This is a genomic window from Vibrio sp. D417a (assembly GCF_030248595.1).
GTDB lineage: Bacteria > Pseudomonadota > Gammaproteobacteria > Enterobacterales > Vibrionaceae > Vibrio > Vibrio alginolyticus.
This window is the reverse complement of sequence record NZ_JAHGAM010000016.1, coordinates 84,873-111,225: the sequence shown is the minus strand read 5'-3', so window position 1 is coordinate 111,225 and position 26,353 is coordinate 84,873. Positions and strand designations below refer to the sequence as shown.

Annotated in this window: 24 protein-coding genes; 4 read left to right on the top strand and 20 right to left on the bottom strand. The window is 46.1% G+C overall.

The window, feature by feature from the left end:
- Positions 1–22 precede the first annotated feature (22 nt).
- Positions 23–853, top strand: coding sequence for a LysR family transcriptional regulator (locus tag KI742_RS16195; RefSeq protein ID WP_285386090.1), 831 nt, complete (start codon positions 23–25; stop codon positions 851–853).
- Between the two features lie 9 nt (positions 854–862).
- Here KI742_RS16195 and KI742_RS16190 read toward each other — a convergent pair whose 3' ends face one another.
- The 5 genes from KI742_RS16190 to artP all read right to left on the bottom strand — a co-directional run bounded on the left by KI742_RS16190 (position 863) and on the right by artP (position 4,498).
- Positions 863–1,435, bottom strand: a complete 573-nt coding sequence (locus tag KI742_RS16190; RefSeq protein WP_213903724.1) for a protocatechuate 3,4-dioxygenase — start codon at positions 1,433–1,435, stop codon at positions 863–865.
- Between the two features lie 138 nt (positions 1,436–1,573).
- The gene (gene artM / locus KI742_RS16185; protein ID WP_005450156.1) at positions 1,574–2,242 is read right to left on the bottom strand and encodes an arginine ABC transporter permease ArtM; all 669 of its coding nucleotides are present in this window, start codon (positions 2,240–2,242) and stop codon (positions 1,574–1,576) included.
- Positions 2,239–2,928, bottom strand: coding sequence for an arginine ABC transporter permease ArtQ (artQ, locus tag KI742_RS16180; RefSeq protein WP_005388570.1), 690 nt, complete (start codon positions 2,926–2,928; stop codon positions 2,239–2,241). The genes artM and artQ overlap by 4 nt, the downstream gene beginning before the upstream one ends.
- Position 2,929: 1 nt before the next feature.
- On the bottom strand, positions 2,930–3,673 hold the full coding sequence (locus KI742_RS16175; RefSeq protein WP_005388572.1) for an arginine ABC transporter substrate-binding protein: 744 nt from the start codon (positions 3,671–3,673) through the stop codon (positions 2,930–2,932).
- A 96-nt stretch (positions 3,674–3,769) separates the two neighbouring features.
- Positions 3,770–4,498 (bottom strand): arginine ABC transporter ATP-binding protein ArtP, encoded by a 729-nt coding sequence (artP, locus tag KI742_RS16170; protein WP_086013014.1) that lies wholly within the window; start codon positions 4,496–4,498, stop codon positions 3,770–3,772.
- Positions 4,499–4,922: 424 nt separating this feature from the next.
- On the opposite strand from artP, the gene KI742_RS16165 reads away from it, so the two are divergent.
- Positions 4,923–7,157, top strand: coding sequence for a hypothetical protein (locus tag KI742_RS16165; RefSeq protein WP_285386087.1), 2,235 nt, complete (start codon positions 4,923–4,925; stop codon positions 7,155–7,157).
- A gap of 141 nt (positions 7,158–7,298) precedes the next feature.
- Complete coding sequence (locus tag KI742_RS16160; RefSeq protein ID WP_005375798.1) at positions 7,299–8,294, top strand: ABC transporter substrate-binding protein; 996 nt, start codon at positions 7,299–7,301, stop codon at positions 8,292–8,294.
- 82 nt (positions 8,295–8,376) lie between these two features.
- On the opposite strand, the gene KI742_RS16155 is transcribed toward KI742_RS16160, so the two are convergent.
- From KI742_RS16155 to KI742_RS16125, 7 genes are all read right to left on the bottom strand, one after another.
- On the bottom strand, positions 8,377–8,754 hold the full coding sequence (locus tag KI742_RS16155; RefSeq protein ID WP_306309115.1) for a nuclear transport factor 2 family protein: 378 nt from the start codon (positions 8,752–8,754) through the stop codon (positions 8,377–8,379).
- Positions 8,755–8,896: 142 nt separating this feature from the next.
- The gene (locus KI742_RS16150) at positions 8,897–9,628 is read right to left on the bottom strand and encodes a DUF3726 domain-containing protein (protein ID WP_285386085.1); all 732 of its coding nucleotides are present in this window, start codon (positions 9,626–9,628) and stop codon (positions 8,897–8,899) included.
- Positions 9,625–11,361 (bottom strand): hypothetical protein, encoded by a 1,737-nt coding sequence (locus KI742_RS16145; RefSeq protein ID WP_213876122.1) that lies wholly within the window; start codon positions 11,359–11,361, stop codon positions 9,625–9,627. The genes KI742_RS16150 and KI742_RS16145 overlap by 4 nt, the downstream gene beginning before the upstream one ends.
- A 101-nt stretch (positions 11,362–11,462) precedes the next feature.
- Entirely contained in the window at positions 11,463–13,064 is a 1,602-nt protein-coding gene (locus tag KI742_RS16140; protein WP_285386084.1) for a BCCT family transporter, read from the bottom strand.
- 109 nt (positions 13,065–13,173) lie between these two features.
- Positions 13,174–14,163, bottom strand: a complete 990-nt coding sequence (locus KI742_RS16135) for a membrane dipeptidase (protein WP_213876118.1) — start codon at positions 14,161–14,163, stop codon at positions 13,174–13,176.
- Positions 14,164–14,232: 69 nt separating this feature from the next.
- On the bottom strand, positions 14,233–15,693 hold the full coding sequence (locus KI742_RS16130) for an aldehyde dehydrogenase family protein (RefSeq protein ID WP_031781215.1): 1,461 nt from the start codon (positions 15,691–15,693) through the stop codon (positions 14,233–14,235).
- A 73-nt stretch (positions 15,694–15,766) separates the two neighbouring features.
- Positions 15,767–16,165 carry a RidA family protein gene (locus KI742_RS16125; protein ID WP_005375789.1) on the bottom strand — a complete coding sequence of 133 codons (399 nt, stop codon included), beginning with the start codon at positions 16,163–16,165 and terminating at the stop codon, positions 15,767–15,769.
- A gap of 155 nt (positions 16,166–16,320) precedes the next feature.
- Between KI742_RS16125 and KI742_RS16120 the strand changes: the two genes are divergently transcribed.
- Positions 16,321–17,211: a LysR family transcriptional regulator gene (locus KI742_RS16120; RefSeq protein ID WP_005375788.1), complete on the top strand. Its 891-nt coding sequence runs from the start codon at positions 16,321–16,323 to the stop codon at positions 17,209–17,211.
- 80 nt (positions 17,212–17,291) lie between these two features.
- Here the strand turns inward: KI742_RS16120 and KI742_RS16115 are convergent, their stop codons facing one another.
- The 8 genes from KI742_RS16115 to mmsB form a co-directional block, all read right to left on the bottom strand.
- Positions 17,292–18,398, bottom strand: coding sequence for an NADH:flavin oxidoreductase (locus KI742_RS16115; RefSeq protein WP_086047323.1), 1,107 nt, complete (start codon positions 18,396–18,398; stop codon positions 17,292–17,294).
- 670 nt (positions 18,399–19,068) lie between these two features.
- Entirely contained in the window at positions 19,069–19,983 is a 915-nt protein-coding gene (gene cyoE / locus KI742_RS16110; protein ID WP_017634257.1) for a heme o synthase, read from the bottom strand.
- On the bottom strand, positions 19,944–20,255 hold the full coding sequence (gene cyoD / locus KI742_RS16105) for a cytochrome o ubiquinol oxidase subunit IV (protein WP_005375783.1): 312 nt from the start codon (positions 20,253–20,255) through the stop codon (positions 19,944–19,946). Before cyoD ends, cyoE begins: the two co-directional genes overlap by 40 nt.
- Entirely contained in the window at positions 20,255–20,857 is a 603-nt protein-coding gene (gene cyoC / locus KI742_RS16100; RefSeq protein WP_213911998.1) for a cytochrome o ubiquinol oxidase subunit III, read from the bottom strand. Before cyoC ends, cyoD begins: the two co-directional genes overlap by 1 nt.
- A complete protein-coding gene (cyoB, locus tag KI742_RS16095) occupies positions 20,847–22,883 on the bottom strand; it encodes a cytochrome o ubiquinol oxidase subunit I (RefSeq protein WP_033906952.1) in 2,037 nt (678 codons plus the stop codon). The genes cyoC and cyoB overlap by 11 nt, the downstream gene beginning before the upstream one ends.
- Before the next feature lie 5 nt (positions 22,884–22,888).
- On the bottom strand, positions 22,889–23,770 hold the full coding sequence (cyoA, locus tag KI742_RS16090; RefSeq protein WP_005388604.1) for a ubiquinol oxidase subunit II: 882 nt from the start codon (positions 23,768–23,770) through the stop codon (positions 22,889–22,891).
- 798 nt (positions 23,771–24,568) lie between these two features.
- Entirely contained in the window at positions 24,569–25,327 is a 759-nt protein-coding gene (locus KI742_RS16085; RefSeq protein WP_005375778.1) for an SDR family oxidoreductase, read from the bottom strand.
- Positions 25,328–25,437: 110 nt separating this feature from the next.
- Positions 25,438–26,343: a 3-hydroxyisobutyrate dehydrogenase gene (gene mmsB, locus KI742_RS16080; RefSeq protein WP_262652996.1), complete on the bottom strand. Its 906-nt coding sequence runs from the start codon at positions 26,341–26,343 to the stop codon at positions 25,438–25,440.
- Positions 26,344–26,353 lie beyond the last annotated feature (10 nt).

Below are 26,353 nucleotides of genomic sequence, written 5' to 3'. Positions count from 1 at the left end.
AAACGATGGATGAGTTTTAGATATGGATATCGATGCGTTACGCAGCTTTCTGGCTTTTGTCGAAACGGGCAGTTTCACTCGTGCAGCCAAGCAGATCAATCGCACCCAATCCGCGTTCAGTGCGCAAATGCGTAAGCTAGAAGACGAACTCAGCGTCAGTTTGTTTGAAAAAGAAGGTCGTAACCTCATACTGAGTGAAGCGGGGCTGGCACTGCGCTCTCACGCCGAGCAATTGGTCAGCTTGCACAATCAAGCGCTGAAACAAGTGAAACGTTATGAAAACAAGCGCCCTCTTCGCTTAGGTTGCCCCGAGGATTACAACGACAATATCCTGCCTAGAGTCATTCGCGTATTACAACAATCTGAGCCCACATGTTCGATTCAAGTCTTTAGTGAGCCAAGCATCACCTTGAGAGAAAAACTCGATGAAGGAAAGCTAGACGCCGCTATTGTGACAAGAGCACCGGACAGTGAGGAAGGTTACTGGCTAGCAAGCGACAAAGGCGTGTGGATTGCTCATCCTGATTTTGACATTGAGAACGCCCAACCTCTCCCTCTCGCCCTATTCCAAACCGACTGTAAATACCATGCGGCAGCAGTAGACGGATTAACCAAACGTGGCACTCCTTATCAACTACTGGCATGTTGCAATACGGCTTCTGCACAACGAGCAATTGTACGTTCAGGCATGGCTATCGGTGCGATGGGCAGTATTAGCGTTAGCGAGGATCTTAAGATCTTAGGCAATATGCCATCGCTGCCTTCCGTAGATATTGTACTGGTCACGGGCGTCGAGCCTCATCCGATACTGGATAAAGAATGCTTGGCGCAATTGGTTGAGTTAATGGCTTAACCGGATTAGCTAGCCAATCACAAAGTTAAATTGGCCAGTTAATCGCCCGTCGGTTCGTATGGTTTCAAACTGTAGATAATCTCGGGCTTTGCCTCCCCACCATTCATCGCCAGTATTGCCTTTCAAGTACAACTGAGTGGTCAGAAGTTCTTGATTATCTCGCCACAACTTAACGTGAATGTGCGGTGGGCGAGAAGCATAAGGTACAGGGTATAAGGTCTGAAACAAGTAGCGACCATCCGATTGAGTTTCGACTGCGCCAAAGCCAGCAAAGTGAGCATCAAACTTATCGTTATTTGGTTGCTTAGGATGATCGTAAATCCCCTGCCCATCGCATTGCCAGATTTCTACTTTGATGCCTGAGGCAGGGTTTCCCGATGTATCTACTACTCTGCCTTGCAACACGATAGGTTCACCGACCAAGCCTTCTGATTGCAGAATCAAGTTTTGACGAAGAGGAATATCCACTACTGGATAAAATGGTCCTTCTGTTTGTGCTGGCGTCGACCGCATTGGTGTTTTCGCTTTTAAAGAGGGGGCGAACAACAATGTCCACAGTGCTAAAAAGTGTCTTCTTTCCATGATGCCACCAATGCAATTGGGTTGAATTAAGTTTGGTGGAACTTGAGGAATTTGCCATGACAAATATAAAAAATGCCCCTGCAAGAGAGTCATTCGCAGAGGCACTGTGGAACTAAACGATGAGTGTTGATTGAAGGATTATGCGGCTTCGAACGCCAATGCTTTCTTCTCTACCTGACGGAAAATGAGAGTCAACACACCATTTACCGTTAAATAAAATGCGCCTGCAACACCAAATACTGTCAACGTATCGTAAGTTTGTGCGTTAATGCGCTGCGCGTAACCCATCAGATCCATGATCGTAATCGTACTTGCTAGTGACGTGCCTTTGAAGACCAAAATCACTTCGTTCGAGTAAGCCGGAACAGCACGACGAATAGCGTATGGCAGAAGCACTTTCAGTGTTGCTGTTTTGTTCATGCCTAATGCACGACACGCTTGCCATTGACCGGAAGGAATCGCGTTAAACGCTCCTTTGAACAACTGAGTGCTGTAAGCAGCGGTATTGAGTGCTAGTGCTAGCATCGCACAGAACCAAGGTTGGCTTAACCATGTCCAGAATACGCTTTCTCTTACGACATCAAACTGACCTGGACCGTAATACACCAAGAAGATCTGCACCAACAAAGGTGTACCAGTAAACAAGGTGATGATGCCACGACTTAACCAATGCAAACCCGGAGTACGTAAGATCAGAGTCAGCGTCATCATCAAAGCTAAGAGACAGCCCACCACCAAAGAAGCGGCAGTCAATTGAAGGCTAGTGCCTAAGCCATCCAGCATTTGCCAAACGTGTTGTTCGTTCATGCGGTAGCCTCCTGTCCCATACTCATGCCTTGAATTGAGAACTTCTTATCAATCAGTTTTACGGCACGTTGCGTAATCAAAGTAATGCCTAAGTAAATCGCCGCAGCAGTTGCGTACCATGTAAACGCTTCATGCGTCGCTGCAGATGTTAGCTGCGCTTGCTTCAATAAATCCGTTACGCCAATCAGTGATACAAGCGCGGTATCTTTCAGCAAAACCAACCATTGGTTAGTTAAACCTGGTAGCGCGTGTCTTACCGCTTGTGGCAAAACAATGCGAACAAAAGCGTGTGCTTGACTGATGCCGAGTGCACTTGCTGCCTCTCTTTGCCCTCTTCCAACGGCTTTCAATGCGCCACGTAGAGTTTGAGAAGCATAAGAGGCGAAGATCAATGACAACGCCACCACGCCAGACAAGAACGGGCTAACTTCAATAAAGTCGCCGGTGATTAAAAACAGAACCTGCGTCGAACCAAAATAGATGAACAACACGACAAGGATTTCTGGCAAGCCACGTACAATCGTCACAAACGCCGTCATTGGCCATTTAACGAAAACACGGCGAGACATTTCACCACTGGCGAATACCACTGCCAGAATCAAACCGACTAAAAGGCTTGTGAATGCTAGCTGGACAGTCATCCAACTAGCTTGAACAAGCGATAAAGAGTAACCCGTTAGTGCCATATTACTTACCGAAGTACTTGTTGTAGATTACGTCGTATTCGCCGTTCGCTTTCACTGTTTTCAGTGCCGTGTTCAGCTTGTTCACTAGCTCGTCGTTACCTTTGTTTACTGCGATACCGAAACCGTTACCGAAGTATTTAGGGTTAGTAACGTGCTCACCAACGTACGCTAGGTTGTCTTCTTTCTTGAACCATTCCGCTACAACTGCTGTGTCACCGAATACAGAATCAATACGGCCATTCTTCATATCGATGAACGCGTCTTGGTAGCTTGAGTAAGGAACCGCGGTTACGCCCGGCATTTGCTCAATCAGGTAGCTTTGGTGTGTTGAACCGTTTTGAACACCAACACGCTTACCTTCTAGTGCTTTTTGATCGGCCACTTTTTCTTTGATAGAAACAAACGCTGCTGAGTTGTCATAGTATGCATTCGTGAAATTCACTTGCTCCAAACGCGCCTCAGTAATGTCCATTGCAGAGATTGCCGCATCGTAGCGCTTGAATTTTAATGCTGGGATCAGGCTGTCAAAAGATTGGTTGTGGAAGGTGCATTTTGCTTCGATTTCTTTACATAGTGCATTCGCCAGATCCACATCAAAACCTTGGATTTGGTTGTTTTCATCCATGTATTCGAACGGTGCGTACGTCGCTTCCATCGCGAATTTGATCTCTTCTTGTGCTGCTGCGTTTGCTGCCATAGTTGCAGAAGAAAGGCCGATTAGTGAAGCTAGTAGAATCTTTTTCATTGCAATACTCCGTGTGTACTTAGTGGGCTGACACTCGCAATGACAGCCGAGCTTATCTGTTAAATAGACTGAACTTTAAAAACGTAATTTAGTGATTTAGTGATTTAAGTAGTCAGCAAACTGGGCGGTTTGCGGGTTAGAAAACGAATCATTTGTGCCGTGCTCAACGATGTGTCCTTTTTCTAAATACAGTACGTGACTAGCGATTTTCTTGGCGAAATCCACTTCGTGCGTCACAACTACTTGTGTAATTCCGGTTTCGCTTAAATTTTTAATAATCTTAACGACTTGGTTAGTAATTTCCGGATCAAGCGCAGCGGTCGGTTCATCAAAAAGCAAGACTTCCGGTTTCATCATCAATGCACGAGCAATCGCCACACGTTGTTGCTGACCACCAGAAAGTTGCATCGGCCATGCATCCGCTTTGTCTGCCAAATGCAGCGTCGCAAGAATTTGCATTGCCTGCTTCTTCGCTTCTTCTTTATCCATGCCAGCGACTTTTACCGGAGCCTCAATCAGGTTCTCCATCACTGTCATGTGTGGCCATAGGTTGTACTGCTGGAACACCATGCCCACTTTACGACGAAGTGCTAAACCTTGTTTCTCTTTGATTTCAGTAGAGAAATCAAAAACATCATTTGCGATGTTTAGCTTGCCGTTATCCGCTCCTTCAAGAAGGTTAAGAACACGTAGTAGAGAGCTCTTCCCTGCACCACTCGGACCGAGTAACACCAGTGTTTCGCCGCTTTCACACTTAAAGCTGACATCGTGAAGCACTTGTGTCTCACCGTAGGATTTATTGATTCCGCTTACCTGAATAGTCATGCTGACATACCGCATTAATTGTCACTTGGCATTTATATTACTCAAAAGGATTTTTTATGCAATAAAAATGTATAAAAATTAATTTTGTTAAATTTTTGTATGATAAGCAATCAATACAACAGAGAATATGACTGGTTTAATCAGTTGGTTTTAACTGAAATTGTTGATGAAAATCCAACAATATGATGGCAATCGAACAAGGTTAAAATTCTGGTTACTTTTGTGCTTGTGTAGACGGAGTTTTGAGTCTTTGAACGTACTACACCCGACGCAGACCTTCTCATTTTTGCCGGGCTTCCCCCCTCGATTTCCGGTAAAGCCTTCTATCGGCGGGTTCCTGATTAGGACTTTGTGAATGGACTATAATTTCTCTTTGTATTCTGGCCCTTAATTCGAGTCATCTAAGTATGAGTGAGATAACCCCATGTTGAAGTCGCATTGTTTTTCTCTCATTGCACTTGCTTCTCTGAGCTTACTTTCTATACCCAGCGTTTGGAGTAGAACATCAATCGTGTTACCTGGATTGCATGAACAGGGTATTGATCTTCAAGATAAGCCTATATCTGCTGCCGCTGCACTTGAATGGGAGTTGGATAATGCCGATATCGTGTTTGGAGCTTACAAAGATAAGAGTGATAACGAGCGTGTAAAAGCGCTTGGTTACATGTACAACCAAAAGCTGGAACTTAACTCAGGTTGGCTGGAAAACGATATACGTAACCAAGCAGAACTGAATGGAATTGACTACGAAGATTTCTTTCTCCACTTTTCTGAAGACACTATCCTAGCTGAAGTCGACTCAAGCCATGGTGAAAATACCTTACTCAATCGAAAACCGATGATCGTTGGCTATACCGCCAGCGCTGACCACGCCGGCTTTTGGCTATATCAACCACCGCCATGGGATGCTGATGTATTTGGCCAGGCGAATAATGGTGGAGCCCTCTATGTCTATCACTCAGAGAAGTTCGACCGCTTAGCCTTTACGTTCTCTCAGTTTGCTCAAGGCGGCAGCTTCACGATTGAATACCCTTCTGCTATCGACTCGTTTGGTCGGGTAACAGAATGGAAACGCTTCGCGATTAAAAAAGACAAAACTGAGAACATGACTAAAAACCAAACAGTAAACTGGTCTGTTCCTTCGGATTGGGTTCGCGCTACAACGCATGATGGTAGCGGAAAAACTTATGGTGGCGGTCAGTACTTTGGCTCCACCTTTTTACGCGACGGCGGCCGCCTTTACTTTGCGAAAATTACTTGGCATGACGGCAACATAGAAAACCGCCCACGTCTCGAAAACATTCAACTCAAAAATAGCTTCCCTGCCGTCAATATCTCAGGAGCACCAACGGAGACACCGGAAGGTCAAACCATTCAACGCTGGCGTAAAATTCGTGGCTTCGACAAATCTGCAGATCGAAACCAAGACAATTATCTTTCTTGGAATGAATACAAAAACCGTTCGAATAAGAATGCAACGGCCCGATTTCGTTGGGAGTCACGGGTTATTCCATTTGGTCGTATGTGGAATCAAACCTCTTCTTGGGCATTGACCAATCTCGGTAATCCCGTTTTTACCAATACAATGCGCCACTATTACCAAGCTGAATGGGCGAAACAAGGTTTAAATGGTGCGTACAACGACGATACGAATCAGTTACTCGGTGCAAATCAGTTCTACATATATTCCGGAGGCACAGTGGATGAACTTGGTTTGGTGGCGGGTAGCCAAGCTGCTGACGATGCTTACAAAGCGCAATTCTCGGCGTTCTTGAATAAACTGGCAACGCTGGATGAAGATGCGTTAATTGGCCTCAACATAGGTACGGCAAACTTATTCGGTCGTAATGGGCAAAACCACTTGGTTAACGCTGGCTCCTTGTACTTGCGCGAGCACTACCTTTTCCCTGCTACCGGCTTTAGTGGCTATGCTGGCTTGGCTAAATTTTGGGATAACTCTGCACTCGCCAAAGCGGGTCAGAAAGTGATTTATCAAGCGACCACGCGTTATGGTCGCGTTCAATACTTTGGGAACACAGAAGACAATTGGAAACAGGACCAATACTCTGCACTAGCAGTGTTCTACTTAAACTATCACCCTGAGCGCAGTTACTTTAATCAGTGGAACAATGGCTACTTATATGGAAGCAATAACACAACAAGTGACAACTTCTGGAAGGCAGGCGTACCAAAGAATATTGCTTATCAACCTAGCTCCTTGCTTGCCGTTGATTTGGGAGAGCCTGCCAATCAAATACCAGAGGGATATCAGGCGACTCCGCTAATGATGTCCACCAGCACGCCCTATCCTGCCGATTACACAGTCATTGGAGATGCTTCTATGAGCAAAGTGGCTCACCCTGACTTGCCTAATGGCGCTATCGATTTGTTACCAACCCATACGTACTTTGCGTATCACTCAGACGATGCGGTAGTGATGCATGGCCCTACAGAGATGGTGTTAGCCCGCGAATTCACCAAAGGCCGAGTGCTGTATCGGACTGATTTCTTTGGCAAAAATATCGATTACTTCTCCTCACCGAAGATAACTATCGCACTTCCAGAGCCTATGCGACCTGTAGATCAAGACGGTAACATCGGCGACTATGTTTCTCATATTGAGATTGGCGGCTACGAAGGAGTGTTCTTGCTGTATTAACTCCCTTTCAACACGCCTCACCAAACGCTTCATAAATCGCCGTTTTTATGCTTAACGTCACTGAAAAAAACTTGTTCACTGAATCTTTATAAACCGATGTATATACTGAAGTAAATGACAACGACAAGGAAATTCAGTCACATGAAGACGACACCTTCAATGCTCTCTGTTCTGCTGCTATCAGCATTATCTACTCATGCAAATGCGGACGAATGCGGAAAAATAACCATCGCAGACATGAATTGGAATTCGGCCAGCTTAATGGCGCACATCGACCAATTTGTCTTAAATGAAGGCTACCAGTGCGATGCGGAATTGATCCCTGGTGATAGCGTTCCTACAGGCACCTCTATGATTGAAAAGGGACAGCCTGACGTTGCGCCAGAGTTATGGACAAACGGTATTAAAGAAGCACTTGATAAAGGGATTGCGGATAAACGCTTGCGCATCGCTAGTGAATCGCTTGTCAATGGTGGTGAAGAAGGGTTTTGGGTTCCCGCCTATCTGGTAAAACAGTATCCAGAACTCGCGACGATAGAAGGCGTCATCAAGCACGCCAAACTATTTGAACACCCAGAGGATGATGACAAGTTCGCGTTTTATAGCTGCCCTGCTGGTTGGACATGCCAAATCACCTCCGGTCACTTGTTTAATGCATTAGGGTTAAGTGAGCACGGCTTTGAGATGGTTGACCCAGGATCTGGCGCAGCATTAGCTGGCACCATCGCCAAAGCCTATGATCGCAAAATGCCTTGGTTTGGTTACTACTGGTCACCGACCCCCGTATTGGGCAAGTATGATATGGTCAAAGTGGATTTTGGTAGCGGAACAGATTTAGAAGAGTATCGCAACTGTACCACTCAGCCTGATTGCGCTTCACCAAAAGTAACAATGTACCCACCTTCTCCAGTTCGCACAGTAACAACTGAGGCGTTTGCGAGCAAAGAACCCCAAGCATTCGCGTACTTGCAGAAACGCGGATTTACCAACGAGCAAATGAGTGAAATGCTGGCCTGGATGGAAGATAACTACGCGGACGGTGAAGAAGCGATGTTTTACTTCTTTAATACCTACCCTGACTTGTGGAAAGGCTGGGTATCTGAAGACGTCGCGGTGAGAATCGAAAAAGCGCTTTGATGATTAATACTTAAAGTGCCACAAATCATTTAACCTCCCATACCGTTTGAATAAACGGCATGGGAGACTCGTCAACGACTCGTTAATACATGGTGTGACCATTCAATGTTTCTTTAGGAATCTCTTGCAGAGCGTCCCAATGTTCGACGATCTTCCCATTGTGATCAAAACGAAAGAAATCCATTGTCACGTATTCAATATCATTAGGCCATGTTTGGTGAGTGTGTAGTGCCACCAAGTTCCCTTCAGCAATGGCTCGCACAAACGTAATGTCTTTATTGGGATACTCATTTTGCATCCGCTCAAAATACTCGATAAAAGCCTCGGGGTCATTTCCAACTAATGGATTGTGCTGAATGTACTCATCGCCAACATAGTCTTCAACCGCTTTTCTTGGATTACCTCGATAGGCGGTTTCGTAAAACGCAATGGCATTTCTTTTATTCTCTTGCAGATCCATTTTTCTTACCTGTGTTGCTCCATCTTGCGGATAACGGTAATCATAGTCTTTGAACTTCAGAAGTGACCAAACTTCGCGCACAAAAAAGGCCGCTAAAGAGCAGCCTTCATCACTTCTACTTGGAATCATCGCCTTTCATCGCTTAAACCACACCGCCAGCACCGAGCATAGAACGCTCACTGTTCTCCACCAGCAACGCGGTTGCGGTTTGTTTCAGTGTTTCCCATTCTTGGTCTTCGACAAAGATACCATTTTGCCAAGAAGCTTGTTGCGTACGGCTTAACTCATCACCTTCAATGTGGGTGGTATACCCTTGTGCACTTTTCTCGATATCGAAATCGTTCACGGAGAGCTCGATAACCATACTATGCAAATCCGTATCATGCACATCAAACTGATCCGAGAAAAAGACTTCTGGTGCGATTCGTCCACGGTTTAACACATAAAGCGTTCGCTTGGGACTTGAGCCATTGACCCACTGTGCTCGACACGCAATGCCTTTCGCAGAGAGCTTCAACAACTCACTGAAACCCAGCCAACGGTTATGACACTGTTTCAACGTAATGGTAATCGACTTACGGTTGATCATTTTCTCGAGCGCGAAATCCAACACAGCGGGTAAATGACACGCTACACTCCCGTTGTGCAGTTCTACCTCTATGCTTGACGGTGTGCTGTTGATCACCGATACGGCGCAGTCTGAATCTAACCCAAGAAACAGACTGGCGTTATTAAAATGGCGAACTCCATGTAAGCCAACCATTTGCAAGTCCGCCACCATGTTCGCAATGACATCCGCCTCACCACAGTGACGGCGCATGCCAAGAAATGCCTTATTAACCGCGGCCACCAATTCGTTGTGAGAGACGATCATAATGCAAATCCTCCACTGATTTTTTGATTATCACTTTGCGCAATTTCGTCACGTGGCGGCATGCTAGGGAAAATCCATGTGTCTGCCAGTTTAGGGTCGTGAATTTCATCTAACAACGGCGCACCTTGGAAGAAAGTTACTCGAACCCAACGATCCGAGCGCGGATCAAACTTAGTCGCGCCAAAGATCGCCAATTTACAGCGCAGTAAGTGCATTGGTAACGCATCTTTACGCAGCACATTCATTTGAATATCCCCCATCGCACGGTTGCCTAGCGTCCATACGCGACGTGTGATCGAACGATAAGCCGGTTTTTGCAATAGAAACTCTGCTACGGACATTTCTACATCACAGTCAAGCAAGGCCTGGTACAAGCGATTCACTTGTCTGCCGATATCAAGCGGCAGTTCTTTTTCTTCTCCAGCCTCTTCCCCGCGAACACCAAGCCTTGGCTCTTCTTTATCTTGTGAGCGATACCAGAACCAGTAGTTGTTCTCGGCTAGTGAGTAATCCGCATCAATCGCCCAGCGGTACTTGCTTTGCAACACTTCCAGTAAATCTTGGATCTTTTTCCCGCCCGGAATAGATAACGTTTCATCCGTATTCATTTGGCTAGCAAATTCATCCACTAAAGATGGGTAGAGTTCGATCAAGCAAGAGGTGAGGATTTCTTGGGCTTCCACACTCATTGTTTTCTTATGCTCGACCAAACTCGCCCAGTTCGGATGTAATGCCATTAACGTTGTTAGCTTCGATAGCAGTTGTTTGATGTCTGCTATCGCTTGATGATTGAGCCTGTCTTGATGTTCATTGATGGTGATGACTTGCTCTAAATGACGCTGTGCTTTTTGCAGCAATCCTTGCAAAGGAGCATGGAACGACGCTTCACATGGCATCGCAAAGACTCGCGCTACCGCACGTTCACGAGAGGTCATCCATTGGTCAACAATACACGGATGATTAATCAAGTATGGAGCCATGCCTAAGCCAGTCGCATTGCCGACACCAAGGTAGCGCTGCAAGCCACGATGCAAAGCCACCGCGTTGTCGCCACCTTGTTGAAGTGCCAGATAGTGCACCCAATCTAGGCTGAATTCACGCAACATATATACTGCACACATTTGCGCACTAAAAGACTGGCTGAAATCTGAGTTGTTCTCTAACAGTTTGAAATCGGCGATACCAAACTTTCCGTTACCATAAACAGCTGTGGTACGCAGGATATAACCCACTTCCGCTAACTCTTTCGGCTCAGGCTGCTCGCCTTGAGAAAGCGCGCTAACAATGTGCTCAAACACGCGCACACTTTTATTTGCGCGAGCAAGAACAAGTACGTTGTTTGGATTACGCCCCGCTTCTTGTAGCGGTACATTTTCTCGCAATCTTTCCAACAAAGTAACATCAACATCGCCTTGAACCAGTGCAAATGTGACGTCCCACTTTTCTGCAATAACGCGATCATTACGCTCGTCGTCGGCAATTTCATCACAGAATACCACCAAATGATAAACGTGCTCTGGCGTGGTCAATTTGTAAATCACATGACCATAACCACGAGGACAAAGCTGCCACTCATGCTTGGTTACTTGCCAGTTTTGGCTTGCCATATTACGAATCAGACTGCGTACAAAGCTAATTCGGTTTTGGTGCATTGCGCCAAGCCTTTCGGCTGCCATGACAATCGCTGCATCGCGCATAGTTGCTTCCGTATAAGTAGAACGATGTGCATCCATTTTGCTCACCACCTATTTGTTATTGTAAGAATACTAGGGTTTGTGCGGATGCAGGAGGAAAACACCCGCACAAGCTCCACGTTGTTTGAATTAGATAATTGTTATAGCCCTTGCTCTTTCGCCATTTTGATTGCGATTTGCGGTGCATTCCAAAGTGACGGCAACAGAATCAGCGAAACCGGAACCGCGGTAATCACAATGAAAGATTGCAGTGCAGAAATGCCGCCAGAGCCAAGGGAAATTAGGATCAATGCCGTCACACCCATCATTACGCCCCAGAAGGTACGGATGATCGCATTCGGCTCCGTTTCACCACTGATCACGACACTGATTGTGTAGGTCATTGAGTCGCCCGTCGTGACGATGAAGATCGTGGTTAAAATCAGAAATAGAATTGAAGTCAACATTGGCATTGGTAGTTGCTGAGTCACCGCAAGCAAAGCACCTGGCAGGTTAAAGCCTTCGAACGCCGCACTCACGCTACCCGGTTCAGCAATTTCAAACGCAAGGCCTGAGCCGCCCACAATCGTGAACCAAAAACAGGTGGTTAACGGAGCCACAATACTGATGGTGGAAATGACTTGGCGGATAGTTCGACCACGGGAAATACGCGCAATAAAAATTGCCATCATCGGACCATAACCAAGGAACCAGCCCCAGAAAAATACTGTCCACCAGCTTAGCCAACCTTCATCACCACGATAGGTCGCCATTGGGATAAAGTTATCTAGCATACTCCCTACACCTTGAATGTATCCGTTAAAGATAAAATTCGTAGGGCCAAAAAACAGGATGTAAACCATCAATGCCATTGCCAGAATCACGTTGTAACGACTAAGCAGTTGCATGCCTCTGCTTAATCCACTGAGTGCTGACAAGGTGTAAAGAGCAATCGCAAACAAGATGATGATAAGCTGAGTGGTAAAGCCATCAGGAATATCAAACAGCGCATTTAACGCGTAGCTAACCTGCAAGCCTAAAAACCCAATTGGTCCGATGGTGCCCGCGGCTACCGCGATAATGCAGCACGCGTCAATCAATGCACCGAGTTGGCCTTTAAGTGCTCGTTCGCCCAAGACTGGGTAAAGCAAAATACGGGGTTTTAGTGGTAAACCTTTGTCGTAATGCAGGTGCATCACCACGATGGAAGTTAAGCTACCTACAATCGCCCAAGCCAGAAAGCCCCAGTGCATAAAGGATTGCGACAACGCATTCACCGCACCTTGCTGCGGGTTATCTTGCGCGCCGTACAAAGGGGGTGGGCTAACGTAATGCGCGATAGGCTCAGCCGCGGCCCAGAAAACACCACCACCAGCCAATAAGGTACAGAAAATAATCGCCATCCAGCGGAAAGAATCCATTTCTGGTTTTGCAATCCCGCCCAACATCACCTTGCCTGTTCGCCCTGCAGCCAAGCCAAGACCAACAAGAAAAGTGAGAAGCAGCAGTAACTGCCAGTATGGACCAAACACCTGAACTGCCCAGCTAAAACCGGCGTTAACGATCGTAGATAACAGCTCGCCGTCATAAAGTGCAATAGCAACGAACAACGCGATGAAACCACCGCTATACCAAAAGGCCGGGTTATTCAGTCCTAATTTGTCCGTCGTGTTTTCTGTTGTTGATGTGTTGTGTTTTGCTTTTGACTTGCCCGATGACACGCTCATCGTGGAAGCTTTCATGCTATTGGTTAAATCAGACATACTCTGGCTCCAGAGGTTCTTTGCAGCAGCCAAAGACTGGCTACAAATGTGAGTTTTACGCCTGCCGTATTGTTATTATGTGGGCAGGCGGTTCCTACTTTGGGGAATGCTATGAAAAAGGCTCTAATCCTTCTTTAAGGAAGTTGAACCAGTTTTCACCCAATATTTTTCCAGCCTCAGATTCACTGAATCCGTGACCCATTAATCCGTTGTAGATGTTCTCCATCCCTGCGCTGCCGCAGAACCATGGCAGCGCATCTGGCCATCCCGAGTTACTTGCTGAACCTTCGCCGTAATCCATCGCTTTTGACCAACGCCCGTTGCGCATCCACTCCAACACTTGTTGCGGCTGATTTAGGCACAAATCGCTACCGATGCCTAAATGGTCGACGCCAAACATGTCTGCGGTTTTCGCTACCATCTGGCAGAAATCATCCAGCGTGCACTGGCTGCCATTTGGCAAATGGAATGGATATAAACTGAATCCAATCAAACCACCGCGCTCCGTCAGTGCTTTGATCACGGTGTTGGATTTGTTGCGCAGTGCGTCATGCGCAAACGTCGGGTTAGCATGGCTGATACAAATTGGACGCGAAGAGAGCTCGATAGCTTCCAACGTCGAACGCTCCGCGCTGTGGGACATATCAATGATCATCCCGACTCGGTTCATCTCTTCAATCGCTTGCTTACCAAAGCGAGTTACGCCGGAATCATTTTGTTCGTAACAACCTGTCGCCAGTAAGCTTTGGTTGTTGTAGGTCAGTTGCATGATCAGCAGACCTTGACGGCGCATCACTTCAATCAGGCCAATTTCATCATCGATTGGTGAGCAATTTTGCGCGCCGAAGAAGATGCCGACTTTGCCTTCTGCTTTGGCTTTTTCTACATCTGCCATTGAATAAATAGGCATGATGAGGTCTGCATTTTGCTCGAAGCGCAAGTTCCACTCAGCAAAACGCGTCAAGGTTTCGCGCGCAGTTTCGTGGTAGACGATGGTGGCATGAACGGCGGTAATGCCACTCGCCTTAAGCGTTTGGAAATACTCTCGATCCCAATTGCAGTACTGCAATCCGTCAATCACAATCCGTTGTTGGTACATAACCACTCCTTAAACAATTTCTTAGCCTTTTCGTGCGGGTAACTGACACCATCAGTTACCCTGCCGATCTTAGTAAGGACGCTGATAAGCGGTTTTCACTACGGTGTAGAACTCTTTGGCGTACTGACCTTGCTCACGAGGACCAAAGCTAGACTCTTTACGGCCACCAAATGGAACGTGATAATCTGTACCCGCAGTTGGCAAGTTAACCATGACGCAGCCCGTTTGGACTTGCTGTTTGAAGATCGCGCTATTACGCAAGCTTTGCGTGATAATGCCGCCTGTCAGGCCAAAGCGCGTATCGTTCGCGACTGCAATTGCCTCATCCAGATCAGAAACGCGAATCACGCTCGCCATTGGCGCAAAGACTTCTTCTTGGTTCACTTCCCAGCCATTCTGTGTATTTAAAAACAGAGTTGGTGACATGTAGTAACCGTCATGCTCTAGGCTCAGACGCTCACCACCGAAAGCCAGCTCCGCGCCTGCTTGGCGTGCGTTTTCGATCCACTCAAAGTTCGCATTCAGCTGGTTACCATCAACAACAGGGCCCATGAACACGCCCTCTTCTAGAGCGTGACCCACTTTAAGTTCGCTCATGCGTTTGATTAGCGCTTCAACATACGCGTCGTGAACTCCGTCCATAACGACAAGACGAGAAGACGCGGTGCACTTTTGACCTGCACCCGAGAATGAGCCTGCGATTGTTGCTTCGACAGCAATCTGAATGTCTGCATCATCTGCCACTACGAGCGCATTTTTGCTACCCATCTCTAGCTGACAACGCACAAAATTTGGTGCCGTTGCCGCTGCAACTTTACGGCCTGTGTCCACAGAACCAGTGAAGCTCACGCCGTTCACATCCTTCGAATTAATAAGGGTATTACCGACTTGCGAACCGCTACCCAAAACGAGGTTAAACGTGCCAGCAGGTAAACCTTGGCGATGGATAATCTCTGTCAGCGCAACGGCACTTGCTGGGGTTAGGTTGGCAGGCTTCCAGACGACGCTGTTGCCAAACGCAAGTGCTGGCGCGATTTTCCAAGCCGCTGTTGCTGTTGGGAAGTTCCAAGGAGAGATAATGGCGATAACGCCGACGGCTTCGCGAGTAACTTCAACGGAGACACCTGGACGGACGGAAGCAGCGCTATCGCCAATTTGACGCAGAACCTCAGCAGCAAAGTATTGGAAGAATTGGCCAGCACGGTAAATCTCACCTCGACCTTCAGCAAATGGCTTACCTTCTTCACGCGAAAGCAAGGTGCCCAATTCGTCACATCGTGCAATGAGCTCATCACCAATCGCTTGTAGCACTGCTTGCTTGCGCTCGATTGGTGTTTTTTCCCACTCTGGCTGCGCTGATTTAGCCGCTTGAATCGCTTGCTCTACTTGCGACACACTCGCTTGTGCGAAATCGCCAATGTTTTCGCTGATATCAGAAGGGTTAATATTGGCGATGGTGTCCATGCCCGATTGCCATTCACCTGCTATATAGAGGGATTTTTCTGCTTGAACATTGTTAATAAAAGTCATGGTTCTTTCCTTGTTCTTCCGATTTGTGATGGCAAGCCACTCACTCACTGATCTCTAATTATTCTCGTTGGATTTATTCTGGTTGGCTTGCCGACGCGTAGACAACAAACTCCACCAACATCTCTTCTCGCGCTAACCCTGCAACCACCATGGCGGCGCGATTTGGGTACGGCGCTTCAAAATATTCCGCGTACACTTGGTTAACGGTCTTTAAGTATTCTCTGTCAGTCACATAAATCAGGACCTGCAACACCGAGTCCAAAGACTCCCCTGCACACTCCAGGGTGTGAATGAGATTGTTAAAGGTTTGACGTGTTTGTGCTTCGATACCGCCTTCCACAACCGCGCCTGTGTCATCAATAGGAATTTGAGCCGTATACAGGGTTCCGTTGTTGACTATCGCCCATTCAAGCGGCGCTTTAGAAGCAAATAGACTGGTTTTAACTGGGTGTTTTTTAGTAGGAGTATTCACGTGCCTTTCAACCTTTGTAACAGCTTTGTTTCAATATGGTTAAATGATGCACATTGACAGGCGATAAATCTAACGGTAAATTTTTGACATTTGATAAATTAAACTTATCACTCTGTTTAAAATAACGTAAATAAAGGGATTAAGAGGCATTAGGGATGAGTATTAAGCTTCAACAATTAATGCATTTTGTGATGGTAGTCGAGGAAGGAGGCTTTCGAGCCGCTTCACATCGTGCAAATCGTTCTCAGGCGGCACTGTCAACATCGATAAAAGAGCTTGAAAAAATTCTAGGGCAAACGCTGTTTGAACCCGGAAACAAAACCAAATTGACCCCGTTTGGTGAAATTTGTCTGCCCAAGGTGGTTCAGTTTCTTAATATCTACAGTGCGCTGGACAACGATCTCAAAGCTGCCGCGGCCGGACAGCAAGGGAGAGTGCGAATTGCGAGCGTTCCTTCTGTTGCAGCGAAACTCATCCCTAGCGTGTTGGGTGCCTTTTGCGAGCAGTATCCAAATGTAGAAGTAAGCTTGATCGATGATAACGCGGCGGGCGTCGAGGCTCGCTTACTCTCCGGTGAAGTCGACTTGGCGCTCGGTAACCCCTCTCACCTCGATGAGGGCGGCATTGACTTTACGCCGCTGTTAGCCGATCCAATAGGCGTGGTGTGTTTAAAGGACAACCCTATTGCAAGTCATCCAGAAGGAATCGAGTGGCAAACTTTGTTGGAACAACCCTTTATCCGTAACGGCACTTGTACACTTCTCGATCCAACCCCAGCAAGAGCTCTGAGTCAGCAAGCGCTCTATTCGGTCGAAAATATTACTTCACTGTTTTCTGTCTTAGAACTTGGGATTGGTGTCACGACCCTACCGAAGCTTGCTTTCCCAACCAATGAAACACGCTTGGTTTGGATTCCGCTTATCGATCCACCACTTGAAAGGCAAATTGGTATATTTACGTTAACCGATCGCACGATCTCGCCTCAAGCTAAAGCATTTCACGATCTTTGTGTGCATTATTTAAACTATCAAAAAGAAGATAAATAATGGTTCGATTAACATGCGGATAATTAAAAGCCTCCATATTCAGAGTGGAGGCTAATTTGTATTTGTGTATTCGCTTCGTTCTATTTTTTGCGACGATTTCGGTTCTTATACACCACGCAAAAGTTACCACGCTTGGTACGACACTTTGAGCAACGTTCGCAATCTACTGGTGCGCGATTGCCTTCTTTCCAACGTTTGATCAACTGCGGCTCAGCCAATAAAGGGCGTGACACAGCAAAAAATTGGATATCTGTGTTTTCTGCAATTTTCTCAATCGCATCAATGTCGCTCAGCCCGCCGACAGTAATCACCGGTATGCTAACATCCTGACTGATCACGTGACCATATTCGTGAAAGTAACCTTCTTCTTGTAGTGTGTAACCATCGAACGTTTGACCAACAAGTTCGTTTGCTTTGCCGTGAACATTGCCAGATACGATGATCGCATCAACGCCTACTTCTTCAAGTTTCTTACAGACGACGCGAGTTTCATCGAACGTTAAACCGCCGTCAAAGAACTCAGTTGCCGTCAGTTTAACGAGGATGGGAAATTCGCTTCCAACCAGCTTTCTGGTTTCAGAATAAATTTCTAAAAGAAAGCGCATGCGATTTTCTAAGCCACCACCATATTCGTCTTCGCGACGATTATAGTACGGGCTTAAAAACTGGTTAATTAAATAAGTGTGCGCCGCATGAATCTCTACGCCGTCAAAACCAGCGTCTTGAGCACGTTTGCTCGCCAATGCGAATGCCTTTACGATGTAGTCGATTTCGTCCTTTGTCATCGCTTTGCCTTGCGTATTTGTACCACGCTCAGGCACGTCACTCGGAGCGAAGATGACACGCTCACCGACGTTATGGGTGGTTTTGGTGCCACCGTAAGCAATTTGCATCACGATTTTAGAATCTTGTTGATGTACTAGCTCTGTTAGCTTTTTGTATTCTTCAATAAAAGAGTCGTTGTAGATCCCCATCATACCTGCGTTGGGTTTCTCTTCTTCAACGATATTGGCATAACCCGTAACAATAAGCCCAACTTCCCCTTTCGCAAGCGTTTCGTAAATATCGTAAAGCTTTGCCGTCATATGACCATCTTCGGTCGCCATGTTCTCCCACGTTGCGCTTCTCACAAAACGGTTCTTTAGGGTCATGTTGCCAATGCGGGCTTCGGAAAACAAAATGCTCAAAACCAGTCCTCTTAAAGTTGTCTTTATGTTTTATCTGTTCGCAAGTAAACAAGAACGAAAAAGGAACAGCGATACACGATGTATGGCTGTTCCTTCTCTGAATCCTTGAGACCTGCAAACTACAGGCGCACCTTAATGCCTCGGAGACGACAAAACTTTAATCTGGGTTAATGTTTAGTGAGTTTTTAGACTATGTAAAAGGATGATTCTTAATCGTGTTCATTTCACTGGAGTTAAGATGCTTCCTCACCCACTTTCAGTCGTAAAACTTGTGTATTTCGCTAGCTGGTGATTCAACTTAAACATTCGCATTGTTAGTTTGTATGCTGCTATGGGAACTAGCACTACCCCAAATGTTTACATTACAAACTATCGATATTGAATTCTCATATGGTAAGTAGAGTTATTGCGCTGTTTATACTTTTAGCTTAATCGTCGCTATCTCTTGGCATTATTACGCGTCAGCGGAAACGCGCGATCCACTATGTTTTACACACTGGTTGTTTTTGCTTTTAGATATGAATACGTGATAGTGAAGCTAGAGGAGGAACAGGAAAAACAGTGAAAATAAAGGACAATAGAAAGTTAAATGACCTTACTTCCAGGTAAGGCCATTCATGCATTCAGCAGCAAAAGATATTGGCGTTTAGCAAACGCTTAGGTTTGGTTGTTACAGAGCTAGAGGAATCAACTCGACACCAAGCACACCACTGATCCCCATCACCACTAGCAGTGAGACTTTAAACACCGACTTTGACCAAGCGATGTAGTTGTTGTCATCAATGCTGCGAAAGGTCACTTTCGTCCACATAAAGCAAACAACCGCTGCAACCGCTAAGTATTCATACCCGGCTTCACCTAGTAAAAATAACCCCAACGATACTGCTCCAAACGCCACGACATACGCTTTCATGTGTCGATGCGCTTTATGAATACCTTCTTTAACTGGCAATACGGGAATCCCGGCTTCTCGGTAGTCTTGCATGCGGAACATGGCAATGGCATACGAGTGCGGCATTTGCCAGAGACAGAACATGGTAAAGAGTAAAATCGCTTCCAAGCTAATGAAGTTTGTTACCGCTAAGTAACCCACCAATGGCGGAACTGCGCCTGAGATACTTCCCACTAAGGTTCCATACACCGAGTTACGTTTGTACCACATCGTGTAAAAGAACACGTAATACACGTAGCCAAGCAACACGACGACAGCGGATAGTGGGTTCACTCGGATAAATAACAGTGCGGTTCCTACCAGCAATAAAGCAAGTGCATAAACAAACGCAATATCGATATTGATGTTGCCTTTCACTGTTTCACGATTTCGTGTACGTGCCATCTTTTGGTCGATATCACGATCGAAAATATTATTCACCACACAACCTGAAGCGATGACTAACCCAACACCAACTAACGTCGTAACGAACAGCATTAGACTGGCTGGTTCTGTTTTTGCGGCGAGGAAGAACCCCGCCGCAACAGAAATCAGGTTGCCGAAAATAATGCCCGGTTTAGTGATAGACAAATAACTTTTCAGCATACCTTGACCTACAACTTCATGTTGACGTTCATGTTGTAGATGATCCATACCGAGCCAGCGATAAGGATAAGTACAACAATGGCGGTAAACATCAGTGATACAAGATTCCAACGTCCGTCGGATGTTTTTGTTTCCATGTGCAAGAAGTATTTAAAGTGAACAAATATCTGCACTAATGCACATCCAAATAGAATCGCATAGGTCGTTGTATCTGGTAATGATTTCGTCCAAACAAAGTAGAACGGAATTACCGTCAGAATCAGTGAGGCAATAAAGCCTTTCACGTAATCTGACGAACTGGTTTCTACATGTTGATCCATTACATTACCCCCAGTAAGTAAACGATGGTAAAGACACAAATCCAAACGATATCTAGAAAGTGCCAGAATAGGCTTAAGCAGTTAAAGCGCATTGCCATATTGTCGTTCAGACCTTTCGTCGACAGTTGATGATACGCTACCGCTAACCAAATCAGACCAAAGGTTACGTGCAGGCCGTGCGTACCAACCAACGTAAAGAATGCCGACAGGAATGCACTTGTTTGGGGCCCATAGCCTTCTTCAATCAGGTGATGGAACTCATAGACCTCCATACAGATAAAGCCAAGACCAAGCGCGAACGTGACTAACATCCAACGTTTGAGACCAGCAACATTGTTGCGCTTCATCGCGATAATGCCAAAACCAAATGTGATACTGCTAAACAGCAGCAGCATGGTTTCGACAAACACGAATGGCAGTTCGAAAATGTCGTTACCTGTTGGGCCCGCAATTGAATTGCTCGACAACACAGCGTATGTCGCGAACAAGGTCGCAAACAGTACGCAGTCACTCATCAGGTAAACCCAAAAGCCAAATAGCTTGTTGCCATTCGTGTCATGGTGGTGATCATGGTCGTGATGTGCTGCGATATTAGTTTGCATACGTCACCTCCAGATCATCTTTACTTTCGCTGTCTTTCACTGAGTTTTTCTTCGCTTCTTCAAGCTGAGCTCGACGCTCGGCCTCAATTGCTTTGATCTCTTCAACTTCCACGTAGTAATCCACGTCATCGTTGTAGCTGTGCTGAATACACGTCACGATAATACCGACCAAACTTGCTGCCGCTAGCCACCAGATGTACCAAATCATGCCGAAGCCAAATAGGAGCGACCAAGCCGACACGTAGATGCCTGTTGCCGTGTTTTTTGGCATATGAATACGTTCGTATTCCACTTCTTTATTTGGATCGAACTCGCCACTTTGTTTCTGGTACCAGAAGGCATCCAGCACATCACCTTTTGGTAGGTGCGCAAAGTTGTAGAACGGCGGTGGAGACGATGTTGCCCACTCAAGAGTACGACCACCCCACGGGTCACCAGTTAGATCACGGTTTTGCTCGCGGTCACGGATACTCACGTAAATTTGGATGAACTGAGACAATACGCCCAGCGCAATCACAACCGTACCTGCTGCGGCAATCGACAACAGTGGGAAGTATTCTGGGTTGATGTCTTGGCTTAAACGACGAGTCATCCCCATGAAGCCCAGCGCGTAAAGCGGTAAGAACGCCATTAAGAAACCAATAATCCAAAGATAGAACGCGCGTTTGCCCCAAGTTTCATTCATGGTGAAACCGGTCGCTTTCGGGAACCAGTAAGTGATCGCAGCGAAACATCCAAACACCACACCACCGATGATAACGTTGTGGAAGTGAGCGATAAGGAATACTGAGTTATGCAGAACGAAATCTGCGCCCGGAACAGCCATTAGTACGCCCGTCATACCACCAACAGTAAAGGTGATAAGGAAGCCCACCGTCCACATCATTGGCGTCGTAAAGCGGATGCGGCCTTTGTACATCGTGAATAGCCAGTTGAAGATCTTCACCCCAGTTGGGATAGAAATGATCATCGTGGCAATACCGAAGAAGGCATTTACGTTCGCGCCAGACCCCATCGTAAAGAAGTGGTGTAGCCAAACGACAAAGGCAAGAATCGTGATAACTACGGTAGCCCAAACTAGCGATGTGTAACCGAACAACTTTTTACGTGAGAAGGTTGCGGTGACTTCTGAGAACACACCAAAAATTGGCAAAATCAAGATGTACACTTCTGGGTGACCCCAAGCCCAAATCAGGTTGACGTACATCATTACGTTGCCGCCAAGATCATTGGTAAAGAAGTGCATGCCTAGGTATCTATCCAGCGTAAGCAGAGCGATAGTCACCGTTAGGATTGGGAATGAAATGATGATCAAAATGTTTGCACACAGAGACGCCCAAGTGAAAACTGGCATCTTCATCATTGGCATAGACGGTGTACGCATACGCAAAATGGTCGCGAAGAAGTTCACGCCTGTTAACGTCGTACCAACACCTGATATCTGCAGCGCCCAAATCCAATAGTCGACCCCGACTCCTGGGCTAGCCTCAATACCTGAAAGCGGCGGATACGCCAACCAGCCGGTACGACCAAATTCACCTAAGCCGAGAGACATGTTTGTTAGGATGACACCTACAACAAACAGCCAGAAGCTCAAGTTATTCAGATACGGGAAAGCTACGTCACGCGCACCAATCTGCAGTGGCACGATGATGTTCATCAGACCAATGACCAATGGCATCGCTACGAAGAAGATCATGATCACGCCATGGGCAGTAAAAATTTGATCGTAGTGATGCGGTGGTAAGTAACCTGCTTCACCCGCAGAAGAAAGGAGTTGCTGACTACGCATCATGACTGCGTCAGCAAAACCACGAACAAGCATCACCATCGCTACTGCGATGTACATGAAGCCAAGTTTTTTATGGTCTACTGAAGTAAACCATTCATTCCACAAATATTGCCACTTTCCGGCTTTGGTCACCGCGTAAACTACGGCTAAACCAACCAGCGCCACAACCGCTAGGGTGATGACGATAATAGGTTCGTGGAATGGAACTGAATCAAGAGTTAATCTTCCAAACATTACGATTATCCTTGGTTTTCAGGCAAACAGTTCATTGAACCAGGATGCTGAGTCACAACGTCGGTGAACAAGAACGGAGGAACGCTAGAGAACAAAGTGACTGGCTCTGCGATACTTGGCGCTGCCAGTGAGCTGTATTGCTCCCAATCTTCAATACGATCAGGGCTCGCCTTCACTTTCTGCACCCAATTTAGGAACGCAGCACGATCAGACATTGCTGAAGCTGTGAACTTCATTTGCGAAAAGCCTTCGCCGCTGTAGTTCGATGCAAAACCCTTGTAGTCACCTTCGTGGTTCGCTATCAGGTTGAGCTTGGTTACCATGCCTGGCATCGCGTAGATCTGTGTACCTAAGCGAGGGATGAAAAAAGCGTTCATGATGTTGTCCGAAGTCAGTTTGAACTGCACTGGCACGTCTTTCGGGAACGCCACATAGTTCACCGTCGCAATGTTTTCTTCTGGATAAATGAACAACCATTTCCAATCGAGTGACACCACTTCGATGGTCATTGGTTTAACATCACTTTCCAAAGGTTTGGATGGCTCTAGTTCATGAGTCGAACGCCATGTGATCGTCGCAAGAATCGCAATGATGATGATTGGAATTGTCCATACCACCACTTCGATTTTGGTCGAGTGTGACCACTCGGGTGCGTACTCTTCTTCAGTGTTAGAGGCGCGGTATCGGTAAGCGAAGTAAATCGTCATTAAAATCACAGGGATTACAACGATCAACATCAGCAAAAGAGCAGTAATAATTAACTCTTTTTCTTGCACACCAATGGCACCTTTGGGGTCAAGTAAAGCTGAATTACATCCTGAGAGCATAAGTATGACGGACGCCAAACTTCCCCTCGACAAGATGCGTTTATATCTTGAGGCTTCCATTAACTTTCTCGATGGTTGTCTGGTTTCAAAACAGATGCCAATCAAAGTAAATAAGAGCTCACAAATAGCGCAGAGGTAATGTATGAGAACAAGAAGAAACTTCGATAAGTAGTTATTCTACTTAAAATTTTTCAACTTCGTCATCAAGCATTTAACCAGCTAGAATGAACCGTTATTTGCTACGATACGATTGGTATCAAGCCAAGAACCAGTTGTTATAGTCATTAGAATGTTTATGTGTTGAGCATGAGTAACGTCGGGCTCAGAGCGAAACAAAACGGAATTGAGTGGAGATCAAAACCACACTCTTAGTGTGAGTTTATTGTTACACTTTGAAACACTATGTTACATTTGGCGCATTATGAGGAGTAAAAAGTTAAAGCTCATTAGCCACAACTGGAAACTAACCTTCCATTAATGGAAGTTACACACTTTAAATAGAATATTAACTTCAACACGAATTTCTCGTGCTTCAACAATTAATTATTTAAAAACAAACAGTTGAAACTAAAAATTGATGAGACTGACTATCAACTTCATTTACGCAGATAGCCTTAATGAGAAGCGGAAACTAAAAAACCAAAAGTGTGATCAGAATCAAATTAATGATTTCACTTAATATTTGAGTGGTATTTGCATCTCTTTATTGGATTGTGAGAAATCATTCTCAAGGTAAATCCAAACATAAGTTGTAAATACATTTGGGCTGCGCAGAATGAGCACTCCACAACATAGAAAATGTTGAAATGGAAAGAAACTTATTATTCAGGTCTATCAGAGCCTTATTTCAGTGGTCACTTACATACGAATACCGCCATCCACTTCTAAAACCCTGCCAGTAAAGTAATCACTCTCAATAATGTATTTTACTGCATGCGCGATTTCGCTTGTTTCGCCCATCCTGCCAACTGGGATCATCTTTTCTAATCGCTCTATGGCTTCGGGTTTCATTTGCTCTGCCATCGCGGTGTGTACTACACCTGGTGCAACCGCCGCCGCACGAATACCGTATCTTGCGAGCTCACGGGCCCATGTTGTCGCCATGGTCGCGACCGCCGCTTTAGATGCAGAATAATTGGTTTGTCCGATATTCCCTGCTCTCGCAACACTAGAAATATTGATGATAACGCCTTGGGAGCCACTCTCAATCATCTTGACGGCCGCTTCACGCCCACACAAAAATGTTCCTGTCACGTTAACGTTCATGACCAAATTGAATTGATCCAAAGACATCTTACTGATCACGCCATCTTTTGCTTTTACAAGTAACCCATCTCTTAACACGCCAGCGTTATTGACTAACCCATTGAGTTGACCAAAATCTTGGATAATCGCTTCAAACGTGGTTTCAACGTCGATTTCGTTGGTGACATCCACTTGATATGTCAACGCTTTCGCACTCAGCATTCGACACTGCTCTTGTGTTTCCATTAAGCCACTGGCGTTTACATCCAACAACGCTAAATCAGCGCCAGCTTGAGCAAGGGTAATGGCCATCATTTGCCCAAGCCCCTGCCCTGCTCCTGTAATGGCAATAACACTACTTTTTATGTCCATATTGGTGCACTCCATAGCTCGTAATGTTCTCTATCTCAACCAGTCTAAGTTGGCCGAAATGATGCGCGTTTTAGGTCACCATCTCGGGCTGGTTTGTCACAAAACTCGGTCTAGCCTTTCTTACTCTTGTATAACTCAAATAAGCTTGAGAAATCGAGCTCGCCGTGGCCGCTCGCGTTGTGGAAAGAATATAAGTTGCGCGCTAACGACCCCATCGGAACCGAAGAATGTGTTTGTAACGCCGCATCTAACCCCAAGCCGAGATCTTTTAGCATAAGTTTGCTCATAAAGCCCGGCTGGTAATCGTGACTGGACGGCGCACTGTCCATCACGCCTGGGCAAGGATTGTAAAGCTCCAATGCCCAATTTCGGCCAGAGCTTTGCAGCATGATGTTTGATAGCACTTTTGGATCGAGTCCATGATCGATACCTAGGTTTAATGCCTCGCACGTACCAGACATTAAAATGCCGAGCATAAGGTTGTTACAGATTTTCGCCATTTGACCATCGCCTGCTTTGCCAGCATGGAAAACATTTTTTCCCATATACTGCAAAATCGCATTGGCTTTAGAAAACGCTTGATCCGAACCACCAACAATAAAGGTTAATGTCGCCGCTTTAGCGCCAGCAACGCCCCCCGAAACGGGCGCGTCGACAAACAACACGCGTTTATTTGCCGCTTCATTGGCGACTAATCGCGCAGAGTCCGGATCAATGGTTGAACAATCAATCATCAAGGTACTTGGCGAGACAAGATTGAGGACACCTACGCCACCATGTAAGTCACCAAGATACACGGAACGAACGTGAGACCCTGCTGGTAGCATCGTGATGACTGTGCTAGCACCATCTACTACCTCTTCGATAGAGCTCGCCACCACCGCACCAAAAGGTACTAGTTGCTTTGCGGCTTCGCTATCGACATCGAATACTTGCACGTTAAATCCAGACGCGAGTAAGTTTTGCGCCATAGGATGCCCCATCCTTCCTAAACCGATAAATGCGATGGTACTCATGATCATTCTC